This window comes from Algibacter sp. R77976, from assembly GCF_044594645.1.
In the GTDB taxonomy this organism is placed as follows: domain Bacteria; phylum Bacteroidota; class Bacteroidia; order Flavobacteriales; family Flavobacteriaceae; genus Algibacter_B.
On sequence record NZ_CP138989.1, the window covers coordinates 1590223 to 1607906 of the forward strand.

Sequence of the window (17684 nt, forward strand, 5' to 3'; positions counted from 1 at the left end):
TAATTTGTATAATTAAACAGAGCTACTTAGAATTTGTTATTGAAATTCTTGTGCCCTCACTATGACTACTAAATTCAGGTGCATACATACTTTGAATAGTAGTAATGCCATTACTCATGTTACCCGCATTATTTACTCGTAAATCGTATTCGAAAACATAAACGCCTTTTGGTAAATAATCGAAAAAGAAGTTGGTTGAAGCATCTTTTGTGCTTTGATAATAGCCCAAGCCATCTTGCCATTTGTATTGACTTAAAACATTTACGGGTTCTAATCCAGAAGCGCGCATGTCTTTCATATGTATAAATTCCATGTTTCTATCGCTACGAAGTTCAATACGAACTCGAACTAAATCGCCAACTTTTAAATCGGTTTCAGAAGTGATTTCTGAGATTTCTTCACCGGTATCTGTGTTCGATTTAAGAAATAGCTTTTTCTTCAATTTAAGTGGAGTTTCGGCCGTAGTTATGTTGTCTAAATCTTCAAAATATTGCCAGTATAAACTTCCCCAAGCAATGCCTTTTCCTTTTTTAGAAATGGTAACTTCTCCCATTTCTGGTTTAATTTCAGAAGTATCCCACGATGTTTTATAGTAACCCGTTCCAGCCTCAACTTTTACAGCTTCTAATTTTGATGGTGTAATTTGTTGTCCGCCAATTATCACATCAACCATGTCGGTAACGCTTAACCAATCACTTCCTTGTAATAATAAGGCATAGACTGCATCGGTAGTTGCTTTGGTTGTTTTCCATCGGTTAGTTTGCTTGTTTTTAAGTAGCCAGATTTTTAAATTATCTATAGTTTCAAGATTCTTCGCTTCGCTCTGAATGACAGTTCCAGACTCACTAAAAGCTTCAATTAATAGCGCTTGCGTTTCAATAGGTGCTTGATACCAATACCAAGAGTTGGTGTTGGCTTTCCAATACATACCTAATTCGTCTGAAGTGATACTTGTTTCTTTAAGCGATTTCAAAATCTTAGCAGCTGTTTTACTATCAGCCTTTCTATGAGATATTAAAGCCATTAATCCTTTAGAATATAACGAACGCTTTAACCAATATTTCTGTATTTGCGTTTGGTAATAATCTATAATAGTTTCAACTTCTTTTGTTTTTTTGATATCGTTATAAAAACTTCGCATGTATAAATAATGCAACTGGGTATAGCTTAAATGGTCTTCACTTAAATCTGTATCTTTATTATACTTTCTGAGGTCTTTATATTCTTTTACAAACTCATTATCTAAATATTTGATGGCTTTTTGAATCATAGATTCTTCGCTATTGCTCTGAATGACATTTAGCTGTTTAAGGTGACCAAAACCAGTTATAATATGTTGTGTAATGTATCTGTTTTCATAACCGCCATTAAACCAAGCCCAGGCACCAGAATCTAATTGATTGTTTTGCAGTTTTGTAATTGCAAATTGAAGCTCATTATTCATTTTATTTAAATCGAATAATAAAGCGATACGTTTTTTCTGTTCCGTTTCGCTTTGCGCATCACGCAACCAAGGTGTTTCTTGAATTAAAATTGACTTTAATTCTTGGTTTTTTTCTAAGTTAGAAAGTAAGGCGTCCGTATTTCTCCATTGATTAAAAACCTCCTGAATTCTAGGATTTGAATTTGCAATATGACTTGCTAATGCATTTGCGTAATATCTAGAGAATGTTTGTTCGTTACAATCATAAGGGTATTCCATTAAATATGGCAACGCCTGAACCGCATACCACGCTGGATTGGACGTCATTTCCAAAGTCAACTTATGGTTTTTAAGCGTGGTTGAGGTATTGTTTTTTAATTTATCTAGTGTGAATGTCTTGGTTTGGTTGCTTTTAATCCACATGGGTAATGTTTCGGTAACCAACATGCGGTTACTTAAAACAGGTAATGTGTTTTGCTCTCCATCACTAAAATTGCCAGCTTGCGCAACCACTTTGTATTGTACAGCTTGAACATTGTCTGGAATTGATAAATCCCAAGAGACTTGCGTGTTACCTGAAGCGGGAACAACGAAAGCCCCATCTAACTTCCCGGAAAGGGAAGAACCAAGCAGATTTGCGGTAATATCTTTCCCTGAAACTGCATCGGTTAAAATTAATTTAGCTTGCCCAGAAAGTTGTTTCTCAGTAAGATTTGCAATTTTAGTGCTTATTGTAATTTGATCACCTTCACGTAAAAACCGTGGCGCATTTGGGATAACCATTAGTTCTTTTTGGGTAACTGTAGTTAACGATTGTGTTGCGCTTTCTAAAGTTTTAGTATGAGCAATTAATTGTAATTTCCATTGGGTTAAAGCTTCTGGCGTCGTGAAACTAAAACTTATATTACCTTCTGAATCTGTTTTTAACTGCGGAAAGAAAAACGCTGTTTCTTGCATGTTTTTCCGGATTTGAATGTTGTCGAAGGTTGGTTTTTCTTCGATTGAATTATCAATAGTTTCATCTTCAATATTTAATTGTTCAGCACTTACCGAAGTTACCGCGCCAGTTATAGCACTTTTCTTTTTAGTGCCATATCCAACAACCACAACGTCATCTAATTCAGATTCGTTTAGCATCACCCCTTCAGGAGCTGCTTGAATACCTGCAACTCGACCTCTAAGACTTTTTGAAACACTTTTGAAATATAAGTTGTTATTCCCAAAATAAAACCCAAACCAATTTAAGCTATCATAATATTGTTCCGGATAATTTGCACGAGAACTATTATTATAAACTCTAAAGTTCTGTGTGCCAAAACTACCTCTTGCATTTCTATTACTATGCGCGTAATAAACTGGAGTTTGAATAGGATTGAAATTCCAGTTGTGTGGTTTAAATTGGTCTAAGGAAGCATCATACATGCTCGCCAATAACTCGGCACTTACTTTTTCGCCATAAGGTCCTTTAATTTTAAATTGCCAAGTCTCATCGGTTCCTGGTTGTAGTTTATCTCTAAATGTTAGGGTTTCAATTTCTAAATTGGTTTTAGGGTATGGAACCGAAATGGCTTGAGAACCAGATTTAAAACTATTAAAAGCAGCAAAACTATAATGCACGACAAAACCACCTAAATCATCTTTTGTAACAGGAACAGAAATTGTTTTTTTGTTAGTATTTAGGTTAATGATTTCTGTTTTAATGAGTCTTTTATTTTTTTCAATTGAAACGGTTATTGCAATATTTTCAGCAGCAGAACCAATAGTTACATAGGCCGTATCTCCAATAGTATAAGTTGATTTATCAGTAGAAATAGTAAATAACTGATTGTCTGCTGGAACTTTGTCATCTTCACTAAACAACGAGGTCTTAATTTTATCTTTCACCAGCATGCCAAATTTATCTTTACTTTCAAGAGTGATAATATAATCGCCAGATTGCCACTTTTTAATCTTCCCGAGCTTAAGTGTTTTTGAGTCTTTGGTGTTAAACGATTTTTCTAAAACAAGTTTACCTTTTTCCCAATTAGCAGAATTATGTTCGTTTGTGTAAGCATCATGCGGAAATAGATTTTTGAAATTATCTTTAGAGAATTCCTGATAATCTGGTGCAGCCCACGGACGTGTTCTTAAAACTGTATTTGGCGCTTCAAGTTTATAGATTTTAATCGTTCCTTTTGCTGGTACAAACTCACCATTAAGATTTTTAGTGTCTATAGAAATACTATGGTCTTTATTGTTTTTATTTAATACGTTATCAATATTTAAATTAGCTGTTAGTGCATGATAACCAACATTTACAATGGTGGTTGCGCTTCGAGTTTCTCCATTTAAATCGGTAACATCGGCAGTTATTTCATAATTAAAAATTGGTAAACTATTCTTATCAATACTTTGGTCTGGTATGGCTTTAAATGTGATTTTAAATTCACCTTTATCGTTAGTTACCGTTTCTCCATGGGTAATTTCTTGAGGTTCACTATTTACCCAAGGTCTATACCAAAAATACCAACGTGGGTATTGCACTTTTCTGTGTACTCGATATATAACTTTAGCATCTGTAATATTACTTCCAGCATAAGCTAAGGCGTTTCCTTTAACAGTAACAGCATCGTTAATTTTATAAGTTTCGGTTACAGGTGTAAATTTAGTTTCAAATTTTGGACGCTTGTACTCTTCAACAGAAAAAGAGGTATTGCTTCTCAAATATATTCCCGAATTAGATTTAAATTCTATGCGGTGCATTCCCGTTAAGCCATTATTTGGTAAAATAAATTCTCCTGATGCAGAGCCATATGCATTTGTTCTTAATTCTAGTTTTTTAATTTCTTCGTTGTTTGTATTGTATAAAAGTGCAAATACCTTCTCGTTTTCTAAAACTTCAGATTTTCCATCATTAGTTTTAATAGCAATGGCTTTAAAATAAGCCGTTTGCCCTGGCCTATAGATGCTTCGGTCTGTAAAAAGGAATGATGCGTAGCTTTCTTTTTTTTCTGGCTCATTATACGTTTGGTTCATGTAGAAATTGCCAAAATAGGCAACGTCGTTATCGTTTTCAACTTTCAATTTTACATTTCTGTACCAGTTTTTATCCTTTTCAATTTTAATTTCACCTAGATTATTTGTGGTATAATTTTTAGTAATTGCTTTTTTGTTATTTCTAGAATCATATGATACTTGAACTTTTGAGTTTATAATTGGAGTACCATTATTTCTATCAATAATTTGAAATATTTTAGCATCTAAGGCTTCCGTTTCAACCAAAGCCATGTTAGAAACCTGAACGTTTGTGAAAGCAAATATTTCTTTGTCGTTTTCAACAAAAGCAGCAACTAAATATCTGCCATTATCAAGCTTAGGTATTAAAATTTCTGTAGTGTGTGTTTGATAATCGTTTTCGTTTTTTAATGTGCTATTCCAAGTATTATTAATCTTTAATTTGTTTATAAAATCTAGCTGTTGTTCTTTTCTATAAATTTTTGAAAACCTTTCATATTCATTTTCAGAAACTTTATAAATATTAAATTTCAAAGCCTCTAAGTTTTTATATCTAACTAGTAATCTAGAGTTTTTTTGAATAGGCAGAAAATCTTCGGCAGTAATTTGAAGCGATAATTGTTCGATCTGAGATTTTAAAACAGCACATTTTTCAGCGCCTTTACTTTTTGGATATTGAGAAATGACTTCATTACATAAATCAAGAGCTTCTTTGGCTTTCCAACGATTGTCTTCGTTTGTATTAGGTTGGTAAGTTTTACTTTGCTGATAATAAATAGACGCAATTTCAAAATCGTATAAACCCGAAACTTCATGAGCCTTATGTTGTTTGCTTTCTACTTTTAAAGCTTCTAATAAAATAGTTTGTTTATTACTAAATGTAGCGTGTTGCTGTACAAATTTTAAGCGGTTAATATTTACATCTGCCAATGCAAAAGACGATTTGCCTTTTAAATGAAATTGAATTAAACCTTGATATATTTTTAAGGCATTAAGTTGCAGCGATGTTGCATCTTTTGATGTAATATTTAATTTTGAAAACGTTTTAGCATCACCTAAAAAAGCTGTATTATCTATCTCAAATTTATAAGCAGGTTTTGTGATGTTTGTTTCGTTAGTTTTGTAGAATTCTAAAGCATTATGGCTTAAAAAATCAAATAAGGTAGGTCTGTAAGTTTTTGAGCCTTTCTGTTCGTTTAATAAAGTGTTATATTTTTTTAAACTTTCTTGCTGAAGCATTAATCCGTTCTCTAAAGAGCTTTGGTAATGCACATGAATTTCATCAAAAAGGGTTTGTAAATCCCAAGTTCTAAAATCTACTGCATCTACTTTTTCGGCAGTTTTAGTTCTATTATAAAACTGCCATCTATGTTGCTTAAAGTACTGCCAGTATAAGTTGGCTAATATATTCTCAAGTATGTTTTTTGTTGGAAATTCGCTTTCAGAAATTTTGGTTTTAAAGTCATTAATAATACTTAACTGGGCATCTTCTTCCAAAACCAATGCATATTTACTTTTAAAAAGCATGGTCTTTATAAGTTGCGGGTAATTAGCATCGTAATTTGCTTGCTTTTCAATGTCATTAACTAGTTTTAAGGCAGATTTTGGTAAGCCATCAACTTCAAGTTTTTCAACTTTAACCCATAAATCTTCATAATTTAGATTTTGAGCTTGAGAAAAGGTTGAAAATAGTATAATCATAAATAAAAATAGTGAGCGCTTCATGTGTTTAATTTTGTCTCTAATGTATATTCAAAAGCCGTTCCAAAAAACAATAAATTAGTAAATGGAGCCGTTGGGTGAGTGAAGTTAATCATTTTGTAGATAAAATAGTATTATCGAGTATAACTAAAACACAAATTCTTAAGTTTATCTTAATCTAAAAACTATAAAACCTAAGAAAGCTTATTTTTGTAGTATCGACTATAATAGTATGAATAAATTATTGTTTCTTTTTTTACTGCCAGCTTTGTGTTTTTCACAAGTAAATCTTGATGGAGTAGAAATACTCTTTAAAGCAAAACAATTTAAAAAAGCCGAAACACAAATCACTAAGTTTTTAAAAGAACACCCTAATAATTTAAGAGGTATAGAATTTTTAGGCGATGCATTTGGGTATCAAAAAAAATGGGATGATGCCATACATATTTATAAAAAGTTGGTTGATGCTAAACCCAATACAGCTAATTATCATTATAAATATGGTGGCGTTTTAGGTATGAAAGCCTTAGAAAACAAACTTAAGGCCATTGGTTTAATTGGCGATATAAAAAGTTCGTTTATAAAAGCGGCCGAACTCGATAAAAACCATATAGATGCGCGTTGGGCCTTGGTTGAGTTTTACATACAATTACCCGGTATTTTTGGAGGTAGCAGAAGTAAATCTTTAAAATATGCTCAAGAATTAGAAAACCTTTCTAAGGTAGATGGTTACTTAGCAAAAGGTTATGTTAATGAGTATGATAATGAACCAGAACTCGCAGAGAAATTCTATAAAATGGCCATAAAAGAAGGTGGTTCGTTAACCTGTTTTAATAAGCTAACTACGCTTTACGAAAACGAAAATCAACCACAAAAGGCCATAGAAAATATAGAGAAAGCTCATAAAAAACTTCACCGTAATGCACTACATTATCAAATAGGTAAAGTAGCTGCAGAATATAATATCGAGTTAGAAAAAGGAGAACATTGCCTTCAAGTTTATCTAGAAAATTACTCGCCTAACGATGGCGTTCCAAAAGCATGGGCACAATATCGTTTGGCACAAATTTATACGCATAAAAACAAAAAACCAGAGGCGCTAAAACATATAAATTTAGCCTTAGCAGAACTTCCAAAAATTAAACCTTTTAAGTCACAAAAAGAGAAGATTTTAAACCTTTAGTTAGGGCGTTACCACAAGGGTCGGGCTTTATGTTCCAAGTCCGCGCTCCTCCTGCGTCGGGCTGTGGGCTATCCACTTCAATCCCTAACGCAAAAACTTCCGTCTTCAATCTTCGTGCTTCCAACTGCAATTCATATATTTACTTCTTGATATAACGCTCAAAAAAAGTATTAATCAAAATTGCAAAATACATTCAAAATAAAAAGATGAACGTACATTTTATAGCCATTGGCGGAGCAGCAATGCACAATTTAGCACTTGCATTACATAATAAAGGATACAAGGTGTCAGGGAGTGACGATACCATTTTCGAGCCTTCAAAATCTAGATTAGAAGCTAAGGGTTTACTACCAGAAACCTTTGGATGGTTTCCAGAAAAAATAACATCAAGCCTCGATGCTATTGTTCTAGGCATGCACGCTAAAGAAGATAATCCAGAGCTATTAAAAGCACAAGAACTTGGTCTTAAAATATACAGCTATCCAGAATTTTTATACGAGCAATCTAAACATAAAACGCGAGTGGTTATTGGAGGAAGCCATGGTAAAACAACCATAACATCCATGATTTTGCATGTTATGCATTATCACGATAGAGATGTAGATTATATGGTTGGTGCCCAATTAGAAGGTTTTGATGTTATGGTGAAACTTACCGAAACTAACGATTTTATAGTGCTTGAGGGCGATGAGTATTTAAGTTCGCCAATAGACCGCAGACCAAAATTTCATTTATACAAACCAAACATCGCGTTGTTAAGTGGCATTGCTTGGGATCATATTAACGTGTTTCCAACTTACGAGAATTATGTAGAGCAGTTTAGTATTTTTGTAGATTCTATTGTAAAAGGTGGAAGTATTAATTACAACCAAGAAGATCCAGAAGTTAAACGTGTTGTAGAAGCGAGTGAGAATACCATTAGAAAAATAGCATACCAAACACCAGAATATAGTATTGAAAACGGCGAAACACTACTTGAAACACCAGAAGGCGACTTGCCAATTGAAGTTTTTGGGAAACACAACTTAAATAATCTTGCTGGGGCCAAATGGATTTGCCAGCATATGGGTATTGATGAAGACGATTTTTACGAAGCCATCTCCACATTTAAAGGTGCCAGTAAACGCTTAGAAAAAATTGCTGAAAGTAAAAATAGTGTTGCTTATAAAGATTTTGCGCATTCGCCAAGTAAGGTAGAAGCCACAACCAATGCGGTTAAAGAGCAATACGAAAACAGAACGGTATTAGCTTGTTTAGAATTGCACACATATAGCAGTTTAAACGCCGAGTTTTTAAAAGAATATAAAGGCGCTCTTGATGCTGCCGATGTTGCTGTGGTATTCTATTCACCACATGCCGTAGAAATTAAAAAACTTGAAGAAGTAACTCACGAACAAATAGCCAATGCTTTTGAGCGTGACGATTTAATTATTTACACCAACCCAGACGATTTTAAAGATTTCCTATTCTCGCAAAACTTTGAGAACAAAGTCTTGTTATTAATGAGTTCTGGTAATTATGGTGGATTGAATTTTGATGAGGTAAAGGGGGTGATTGAATAAGCTTTTTGGATGTTCGTTTAACGTAAAGATAAAGTTCCGTTTCAATGAACTTTATCGCTTGTTAAACGGAGTTAGAGGATTTTTTTTACAATGTCAAGTTCGTGTAATTAAACTTTCTTTCTTATTAGGTAAATAAAAATGGGAAAGCTTAAAACGATTTAATAGATATCAATCACTTCAAATGTTCCTTAAAAAAAGCAATAGTTCTACTCCAAGATAAATCAGCGGCTTCCTTGTCAAATCGAGGGGTTGTGTTATTATGAAATCCATGATTTACATCAGGGTAAATATAGGATGTATAATCAATGTTATTGGCTTTTAGAACGGCTTCAAATGCAGGTAAACCAGCATTAACTCGCGTATCTAATTCGCCATATTGTAATAATAAAGGCGCTTTAATTTTAGCAGCATCTTCGTCGTTAGGTTGTCTGCCATAATATGGTACAGCGGCACCTAAATCGGGAAGTCTTACCGCTAACATATTAGCCATCCATCCGCCAAAGCAAAAACCTACTACGCCAATTTTTCCATTACAATCTTTATGAGATTTTAGGTAGTTATAAGCTTCAATAAAATCTTCAATCATTTCATTTCTATCACGTTTTTTTTGCATAGCTCTTCCGTCATCATCATTTCCAGGGTATCCGCCAAGAGGTGATAAAGCATCTGGAGCTAAACTAATAAATCCTGCTTTGGCTGTGCGTCGTCCTACATCTTCAATATACGGGTTAAGACCTCTGTTTTCATGAATAACCACAACACCCGGAAGTTTTGTTGTATTGTTTTTTGGTTTTGAAAGTAATCCTTTTATAGTTCCTCCACCATTTGGAGAATTATAAGTAACATAATCTGAATCTAAGGTGGGATCATTAGGTTTAACTAGTAAACTATCTATGTAATTTGGTGACATAAAACTTAATAATGATGATACCGTAACACCACCAACGGCATAAAGCGAAAGTTTTTCAACAAATTGCCTTCTGTTAAGTTTGTTATGAGCGTAATCATCGTAAAGATCAAACACCTCCTGTTTAATGTCTTCCTTTTTTAAGTCTTTCATAATCAACTGTTTTCTGTGTTTTCTAAGTTAAGAATTTTTAAAAACTTTATCCAAAAATACTTTTAAACTTTCTTGACTGAGCATTTCTAGAAATTATATTCTGTTAGTCTTTACTCTTAAAAGCTCGAATTATTAGACTTGTAATTGATGTAAATAAGATTATAATTCCGAAAGCAAAAATAGTTGAAGTGAATCCGTACATATATGTTCCACAAATAATTCCAATTAAAAGGAATGCGAAGTACAAAAGGTTCTTGGGATCTTTTAAATATTTATTTAATCGCATAAATAAAAGACTACGTTAATTTAAAACATATAATTAATTACTTTATAAAAATAATATATTTTTCTTACATAATTTGTGTATTAATCATTTTTTTAAAGTTAATTTTAATCTTGTATTAATGGATTTACGATGCTATATTGGATGGTTATGAGATCACTAAGGTAATTGAGATTTACCAGATAAGACCAAAGCCAATACACCTATAATAGCATTTACAGCATTTGCTCAATTAGATATTTAAAAAAATAAAGCCCTATAAAATGAATGGGTTTATGGGTAGGCTATTTGATCCTACAAAACTTTATGCTTTATTAAAATCCTATTCTAGAGATCGTATAAACGAGCAACAACATTAATTTTATTAAAAAGATAAATAATTTTTATTGTTTGTTATCAATATTTATCTTTAACCAATGCAAGAAAAACCAGCGTCATTTTCTATAAAAAATTGGAGTCAAGACGATCAGCCTAGAGAAAAGTTATTATATAAAGGTAAAGCTGCATTAAGCGATGCCGAGCTTGTTGCTATTTTGATTGGTTCGGGTAACCGCGAAGAAAGTGCTGTAGATTTATGTAAGCGCATTTTAGCAAGCACCGATAATAATTTAAGTGCCTTAGGAAAACTTTCCATTAAACAATTAATGGAATTTAAAGGTATTGGAGAAGCCAAAGCGATAAGTATTATTGCAGCCTTAGAATTAGGAAGGCGCCGCAGGGGAGAAGAGGCACTTGAAAAAAAGAAAATCACATCTAGCGCGTCTGTTTTTGAACTTATGCAACCTGTAATTGGCGAACTTCAGCATGAAGAATTTTGGATTGTTTATTTGAATAATTCCAATAAAGTACTTCAGAAAAATCAATTAAGTAAGGGCGGAATTACGGGAACTTTGGTTGATGTGCGCTTGGTATTAAAAAATGCGTTAGAAGTTGGAGCCACAGGCTTAATTTTGGCACATAATCACCCTTCAGGAACCTTAAAACCTAGTGAAGCCGATAAACAAATTACTCAAAAATTAAAAAATGCTGCACAAAGTTTAGATATAAAAGTTCTAGACCATTTAATTATAACAGAAAAAGCATACTTTAGTTTTGCGGATGAAAACATGCTTTAGCATGTTAAATTCCAAAACCACAACAATTAAATTCCAAATAACTAAACAGAAAGATTTTATGGTTTTTATCAATTGCATTTGTAATTTGTTATTTTTATTTTTTGGAATTTGCTTCAGCTTATGCTTTTAGTATATACTCATAAAATATCACCAAGATTAAAATATGCTTTTAAGCATATATGTACTCGAGTTTTGGGTATACAAGTTAGTTTTACAACAAAAATAGAAGAGTTTATTGCTCACGATAGTTTAAAAATGTCCTATACCAAACAGCAGTTGGGTAGTGAGTTTTTTATTAAAAGTCACGATATTTTATTTGAGCAAGGTTTAAGTGACATAGACATAAATATGCATGACTGGGGAAACACAAAATGTTTTTTTTATCTAGGGGAAAAGTGTGCTATGCCTTTTGATATTTTTTCGGCTTCCTTTTATCTCTTATCGAGATATGAAGAATATTTACCACATGTAAAAGATGAATATGGACGTTTTACAGCAACCGAAAGTTTAGCATTCAAGAAAGGATTTTTACATCAACCTGTTGTAGATATTTGGGCTTATAAATTTAAAGCAGCTTTACAAAAGCAGTTTCCAGAATTTGAGTTCCCTAATAGGTCTTATAAGATTAACCCAATTATCGATGTGCCTAGTGCATACAGTTATAAGCTAAAAGGTATCATGAGAACCTTAGGAGGAACCGTTAAAGATCTTGCTAGATTTAGATTTAGAAGCTTGTATGCAAGGTTTATGGTGCTTCTTGGTTTTAGGCACGACCCTTTTGATACATTCAAGTACTTAATTAATAGGCAGAAAACATCGCAGTTTAAATTCCTTTTCTTTTTTCTTATAGGCGATTATTCTACTTATGATAAAGGCATTAACCCAAACAAGAAAAAATTTGTATCGCTTATTAAGCATATTGGTGACTACAGTAGGGTAGGCTTGAAAATTTCTTATTTCGCTCTAGAAGATGAATTGTTATTAAAGAAAGAGAAACAAAGAATGGAAGATATTTTAAACTACAATTTAAAAGCTTCCAGACAATCGTTCTCTAAACTTAACCTACCAGAGACCTATAGAAACTTAATAGCTTTAGAAATTCAAGAAGATTATTCTATGGGTTATGTAAACCATATTGGTTTTAGAGCTGGTTCGTGCACGCCTTTTTTGTTTTACGATTTAGATTACGAAGTGCAAACACCTTTAAAAATAATACCTTACCACTTAATGGATTTTACGCTTTTAAAGCATAAGTCATTATTAGATAAAAAGAAAGTTTTAAATGAAGTTATACGTGAGGTAAAGGAAGTTAATGGTGAATTTGTACCTATTTTTCATAATTATACTTTTGCTGATTCAAAAACTTGGCAAGGTTTTAAAGACTTATTTAATTTAATTTTAGATTCTCCAAATGAAGTTTAAAGGTATTACAGATGTTTTTTTTGATTTAGATCATACGCTTTGGGATTTTGAAAAAAACTCAGCATTGACTTTTAGAAAAATTTTTGAAATTAATAATATTGAAACTAATATTGACGTTTTCTTAAAACAATATGTTCCTATTAATTTAAAATATTGGAGATTATATAGAGAGGATAAAATTGCAAAAGCAGATTTACGCTATGCAAGATTAAATGAAACTTTTGAAGCTATTGATTTAAAAGTTAAGGACAGTATGATACACAAGCTGTCTGAAGATTATATTACGCATCTTAGTTCCTTTAATCACTTGTTTGAAAACACGTTTGAAATTTTAGATTATTTAAGTAATAATTATAATTTACACATTATTACTAACGGATTTGATGAGGTACAGTATAAAAAAATGAGCCATTCTAAAATAGACCATTATTTTAAAACGATTACTAATTCTGAAATTGCAGGTGTAAAAAAACCAAACCCTAAAATATTTAATTTTGCGTTAAACCTTGCTAATACTAGCGCTAATAAAAGTGTTATGATAGGTGATAGCTATGAAGCCGATATTTTAGGGGCAAAAAACATGGGTATGGATGTTGTGTTTTTTGATCTTGACAACAAAACAGTAGAAAGTGGTATTAAACAAATTGATAACTTAATACAATTAAAAAAGTATTTGTAATTGTTTAGGTATAAATACGTCTTATTATAAGTATGGTGAAGAAAACATTAAAAATATACTGTTTTATAATATGTTTAGTGTCTTGTACTGAGCCTATTGATTTTAATCAAGCTGAAGATATAGAATTGGCACCAATTCAAGAAGCTAGTCTTATCTTTTTTGAAGCACCTGCTAGTGAGTTTTTTATTGGAGGAGAAGAGGTATCACAATCGTCAGATTTTGTTGAAACAAACATTTTTAGAGGAAATTTTATTAAAGAAAACCTTGAGAAAGCAGAATTTGTATTCGAAATTATTAATTCCATAAATAGAAGTTATCAAGTAGAGGTTGATTTCTTTAACGATTTTGGACAATTAGAGCACTCATTAACCTTGTCGTCAGCTGCTTCGCCAACTAATGCAGATGTTTTTACTAAATATACAGAAGTTTTTCAAGGCAGATCCTTAGCCGCACTTCTACGTACAGTTAGGTTAGAATTTACCTTGACTATGTTACCTGGTGTTACAATAAATGATGATACGCCTGGTAGAATTAATTTGCAATCTAAAGGGGTGTTTTATTTTAATATTAAACCGTAATTATGAGAAAAATAAGTATCTTATTTATTCTCATAACATGGTGCTCTGTTGGCCAAAACAAACAATTACTTTATGGGTTTTCAGAAATACCTCAAGCCTTACTTTTAAATCCTGGCGGAAAAGTTTCTAACATGGGTTATTTTGGTATACCCTTAGCATCGCATTTGCATTTAAGTGCAGCAACGTCTGGTGGTACGGTTTACGATTTATTTGCCGTTGATGGGGTTAACTTTAATATAAAACTAGAGAACTTTATTAATACTGCTAAGCCAGAGGATTTCTATACCGCTAATCAACAACTAGAAGTGCTTTCTGGTGGCTTTTCATTAAATAATAATTACGGGAAAGATCAATATATAAGTTTTGGTATTTATCAAGAGTTTGATTTTATAGCTTACTTTCCAAAAGATTTTGCGGTTTTGGCTTTAGAAGGCAACCAAGGAAATATAGGTAGACCATTTAGTGCAGACCATATTAGTGCGCGTTCAGAAGTTATTTCTGTATGGCATTTAGGTTACAACAAAAAAGTTAGTGATAAGTTTACTTATGGCGTAAGAGGGAAAATTTACTCTAGTGTAATTAATGCTACTACAACTAAAAATGAAGGGTCTTTTATCACCACAACAAGCGATAATAATTTTTATCAGCATATTTTTAATTTAGATATTGCATTACAAACCTCGGGTTATACTAGTGATGGTATTGAGCCTCGTTTTGAGCCTAGCGATGTGTCTAAACGTTTATTGTTAGGCGGTAATTTAGGCTTAGGTTTTGATATAGGGTTTACTTATAACCTTACAAAGCAACTGACTTTAGATGCGAGTTTACAAGACATTGGGTTTATTAGACATAGTAAAGATGTGGAGAATTATAAAGTTAAAGGTGATTTTATATTTGAAGGTGTAGATCCCATATTTTTTGATCAGAATGAAGGTGATACAGCAGATGAGTTTTTTAGTAATATAGAACAAGAATTCGAAGATTTATTTGATGTAAATGATAATGAAGAGGCCTATACAACCTGGCGTCCAGTAAAGTTTAATACTTCGTTAAATTATAGTTTTGGTGAAGAAAAAACTAAAGATTGTAATTGTTTAGAAGGAGAAACGCTTTATGTAAATAAAATTGGCGCACAATTATATGCTATACAGCGTTCAAAGGGTCCGCAATTAGCTCTTACGGCTTATTATTATAGGCGTTTTTTTAAAGGTTTGCGAGCTAAAGTGTCATATACATTAGACTCCTATACTTTTAACAATATTGGCTTAGGACTATCAACTCATATTGGCGGTGCTAATTTTTACATACTTGCAGACAATTTTTTGCAATATCAAAACATTTATGATGCACAAAGTGTATCTTTACAATTAGGGTTTAATTATATATTTAATAAAAAATGAAAATAAAGTTCTTAACTTTTGCAATTATATGTTTTATAGCATCTGCAGTATATGCACAAACAAATATTAATAACTATAAATATGTTATTGTTCCAGAAAAGTATGATTTTTTGAAAGAAAACGATCAATACCAATTAAACTCGTTGACCGAATTTTTATTTAATAAATATGGCTTTGAAGCAGTAAAAGAAGGTGCAGATTATCCGAAAGAATTAATGCAAAATAGATGTTCGGCTTTAAATTCTGATGTGATTAAGGATACAGGAATGTTTAAAACAAAACTTAAAATAATTCTTAAAGACTGTAATGATAAAGTGGTTTTTACTTCTGCAGTAGGAGAAAGCCGAGAAAAGGAATATAAAACAGCATACAATCTAGCTTTACGTAATGCTTTTAAATCTATTGAAGCATTAAACTATAAGTATAGCCCAAACACAAATGTAACCTCATTAGGTAATACAAATCAAACGCAAGCTAAAACTGAAGTTACTCAAGAAATACAGCAGCTAAAAAAAGAAATACAGAATTTAAAACAGGAAAAACAAGTTGAGGTTCCTAAAATGGCTAAACCTGAAGTAGTAGAAGCACCAAAAGCAGTTGTTAAGAAACAAGTTAAAGACGTTGCTGTTATAGAAGGACCATCAAATGTATTGTATGCACAAGCTATTGATAACGGATTTCAATTGGTTGATAGTTCGCCAAAAGTGGTATACAAAATGAAAACCACTAATTTAAAAGATGTGTTTTTAGTTGAGGATAAAAGTGCTGTAATTTACAAGAAAGGTAACGATTGGGTTATTGAGTATTATTCTGGTGCTACTTTAAAGCAAGAGACTTTAAATATTAAATTCTAAATTTTAATCTTAACGTAATTTGCGTTAGGGATAGTAACGAAAAGCCCACAGCGAGGCACGAGCGCGGACTTGTAGTGTATAGCCCGACCCTTTTCGGGGAACGCCCAGTTTAATTTAATAACCGTACTTATCTTTCCAGCGTTGTTTTAGAAATTCTCGATGTGCATTTTCGCGCGCGTTATTTCCAGGGTCGTATAATGTTGTGTTTTTAATCTCGTCTGGTAGAAACTCTTGTGGCGCAAAATTATTCTCGTAATTATGTGCATACTTGTAATTATCGCCATAACCCAGTTCTTTCATGAGTTTAGTTGGCGCGTTTCTAACCTCCAGAGGCACGCTTAAATCGCCAGTTTGTTTAACTAATTGTTGCGCCTTGCCAATAGCCATGTAAGCCGCGTTACTTTTGGGCGAACATGCCAAATATGTGGCACATTGACTTAATATAATGCGGGCTTCTGGGTAGCCAATAGTTGTAACCGCTTGAAAAGCGTTGTTTGCAATAACCAAAGCGGTTGGGTTGGCATTGCCAATATCTTCACTTGCCGAAATAAGTAAACGACGTGCAATAAACTTGACATCCTCGCCACCTTCTATCATGCGGGCTAACCAATACACCGCGCCATTTGGGTCGCTGCCGCGAATGGATTTAATAAATGCCGAGATAATATCGTAATGTTGCTCGCCAGTTTTGTCGTACCGAACCGTGTTGTTCTGTATTTTTTCTAAAACAACATCGTCTGTAATTTCAACGCTATCGGTATCAAAAGAGTTTACTAAAAGCTCAAAAATGTTGAGTAATTTTCTAGCATCGCCACCTGATAGTCGAAAAAGTGCGTTAGTTTCCTTTAACGTAATTTTCTTTTTAGAAATGTGTGCGTCGGTTTCAATAGCCCGTTGCAGCAGGGTCTCTAAATCGGTTTTATCAAAAGCATTTAAAATATAAACCTGACAACGCGATAACAATGCCGAAATAACCTCAAAACTCGGGTTTTCTGTAGTGGCGCCAATAAGTGTAATCCAACCCTTTTCAACAGCTTGTAATAGCGAGTCTTGTTGCGATTTACTAAACCTATGTATCTCGTCTATAAACAAAATAGGGTTTTTAGTAGTAAACAACCCACCACTTTGTTTAGCTTTATCAATAACCTCGCGAATGTCTTTAACACCAGAATTTATGGCGCTTAATGTGTAAAACGGTCTGCCAGATTCTGTAGCAATTATATTCGCCAAGGTTGTTTTACCTGTTCCTGGAGGTCCCCAAAAAATCATAGATGGTATTAAACCTTGCTTAATATGCTGTGTTAATGTTCCACCTTCGCCCACCAAATGTGCTTGACTTACGTAGTCTTTTAGGGTTTTAGGTCGTAACCGTTCGGCTAGTGGCGCATTATCATTCATTACTACAAAATTACATGAAATTATTTAAGTTT

Annotated in this window: 11 protein-coding genes; 8 read left to right on the top strand and 3 right to left on the bottom strand. The window is 32.8% G+C overall.

The genetic code is table 11. The features are described 5' to 3' along the window. Window positions 1–22 precede the first annotated feature (22 nt). Complete coding sequence (locus SJY43_RS06890; RefSeq protein ID WP_396603112.1) at window positions 23–6142, bottom strand: alpha-2-macroglobulin family protein; 6120 nt, start codon at window positions 6140–6142, stop codon at window positions 23–25. Window positions 6143–6350: 208 nt separating this feature from the next. On the opposite strand from SJY43_RS06890, the gene SJY43_RS06895 reads away from it, so the two are divergent. Together SJY43_RS06895 and SJY43_RS06900 are read left to right on the top strand one after the other, a co-directional pair. Continuing rightward, window positions 6351–7301 carry a hypothetical protein gene (locus SJY43_RS06895; RefSeq protein ID WP_396603113.1) on the top strand — a complete coding sequence of 317 codons (951 nt, stop codon included), beginning with the start codon at window positions 6351–6353 and terminating at the stop codon, window positions 7299–7301. 206 nt (window positions 7302–7507) lie between these two features. Further along, window positions 7508–8863 (top strand): UDP-N-acetylmuramate--L-alanine ligase, encoded by a 1356-nt coding sequence (locus SJY43_RS06900; RefSeq protein WP_396603114.1) that lies wholly within the window; start codon window positions 7508–7510, stop codon window positions 8861–8863. A 172-nt stretch (window positions 8864–9035) separates the two neighbouring features. Here the strand turns inward: SJY43_RS06900 and SJY43_RS06905 are convergent, their stop codons facing one another. Beyond that, window positions 9036–9923, bottom strand: coding sequence for a dienelactone hydrolase family protein (locus SJY43_RS06905; protein WP_396603115.1), 888 nt, complete (start codon window positions 9921–9923; stop codon window positions 9036–9038). 699 nt (window positions 9924–10622) lie between these two features. On the opposite strand from SJY43_RS06905, the gene radC reads away from it, so the two are divergent. The 6 genes from radC to SJY43_RS06935 all read left to right on the top strand — a co-directional run bounded on the left by radC (window position 10623) and on the right by SJY43_RS06935 (window position 16254). Next, window positions 10623–11321, top strand: a complete 699-nt coding sequence (radC, locus tag SJY43_RS06910) for a DNA repair protein RadC (protein WP_396603116.1) — start codon at window positions 10623–10625, stop codon at window positions 11319–11321. Window positions 11322–11441: 120 nt separating this feature from the next. Next, window positions 11442–12743, top strand: coding sequence for a polysaccharide deacetylase family protein (locus tag SJY43_RS06915; RefSeq protein ID WP_396603117.1), 1302 nt, complete (start codon window positions 11442–11444; stop codon window positions 12741–12743). Next, entirely contained in the window at window positions 12733–13422 is a 690-nt protein-coding gene (locus tag SJY43_RS06920; protein WP_396603118.1) for a YjjG family noncanonical pyrimidine nucleotidase, read from the top strand. The genes SJY43_RS06915 and SJY43_RS06920 overlap by 11 nt, the downstream gene beginning before the upstream one ends. A 32-nt stretch (window positions 13423–13454) precedes the next feature. Next, entirely contained in the window at window positions 13455–14000 is a 546-nt protein-coding gene (locus SJY43_RS06925; protein ID WP_396603119.1) for a hypothetical protein, read from the top strand. 2 nt (window positions 14001–14002) lie between these two features. Continuing rightward, window positions 14003–15400: a DUF5723 family protein gene (locus SJY43_RS06930; RefSeq protein ID WP_396603120.1), complete on the top strand. Its 1398-nt coding sequence runs from the start codon at window positions 14003–14005 to the stop codon at window positions 15398–15400. Next, the gene (locus SJY43_RS06935) at window positions 15397–16254 is read left to right on the top strand and encodes a hypothetical protein (RefSeq protein WP_396603121.1); all 858 of its coding nucleotides are present in this window, start codon (window positions 15397–15399) and stop codon (window positions 16252–16254) included. Before SJY43_RS06930 ends, SJY43_RS06935 begins: the two co-directional genes overlap by 4 nt. Before the next feature lie 114 nt (window positions 16255–16368). Here SJY43_RS06935 and SJY43_RS06940 read toward each other — a convergent pair whose 3' ends face one another. Then, window positions 16369–17652: a replication-associated recombination protein A gene (locus SJY43_RS06940; protein ID WP_396603122.1), complete on the bottom strand. Its 1284-nt coding sequence runs from the start codon at window positions 17650–17652 to the stop codon at window positions 16369–16371. Window positions 17653–17684 lie beyond the last annotated feature (32 nt).

Bases quoted from the DNA above. Each gene is read 5' to 3' on its own strand.
- radC (WP_396603116.1), top strand. From the start codon at position 10,623: ATGCAAGAAAAACCAGCGTCATTTTCTATAAAAAATTGGAGTCAAGAC.
- SJY43_RS06895 (WP_396603113.1), top strand. From the start codon at position 6,351: ATGAATAAATTATTGTTTCTTTTTTTACTGCCAGCTTTGTGTTTTTCA.
- SJY43_RS06930 (WP_396603120.1), top strand. From the start codon at position 14,003: ATGAGAAAAATAAGTATCTTATTTATTCTCATAACATGGTGCTCTGTT.
- SJY43_RS06900 (WP_396603114.1), top strand. From the start codon at position 7,508: ATGAACGTACATTTTATAGCCATTGGCGGAGCAGCAATGCACAATTTA.
- SJY43_RS06940 (WP_396603122.1), bottom strand. From the start codon at position 17,652: ATGAATGATAATGCGCCACTAGCCGAACGGTTACGACCTAAAACCCTA.
- SJY43_RS06890 (WP_396603112.1), bottom strand. From the start codon at position 6,142: ATGAAGCGCTCACTATTTTTATTTATGATTATACTATTTTCAACCTTT.
- SJY43_RS06935 (WP_396603121.1), top strand. From the start codon at position 15,397: ATGAAAATAAAGTTCTTAACTTTTGCAATTATATGTTTTATAGCATCT.
- SJY43_RS06905 (WP_396603115.1), bottom strand. From the start codon at position 9,923: ATGAAAGACTTAAAAAAGGAAGACATTAAACAGGAGGTGTTTGATCTT.
- SJY43_RS06925 (WP_396603119.1), top strand. From the start codon at position 13,455: ATGGTGAAGAAAACATTAAAAATATACTGTTTTATAATATGTTTAGTG.
- SJY43_RS06920 (WP_396603118.1), top strand. From the start codon at position 12,733: ATGAAGTTTAAAGGTATTACAGATGTTTTTTTTGATTTAGATCATACG.
- SJY43_RS06915 (WP_396603117.1), top strand. From the start codon at position 11,442: ATGCTTTTAGTATATACTCATAAAATATCACCAAGATTAAAATATGCT.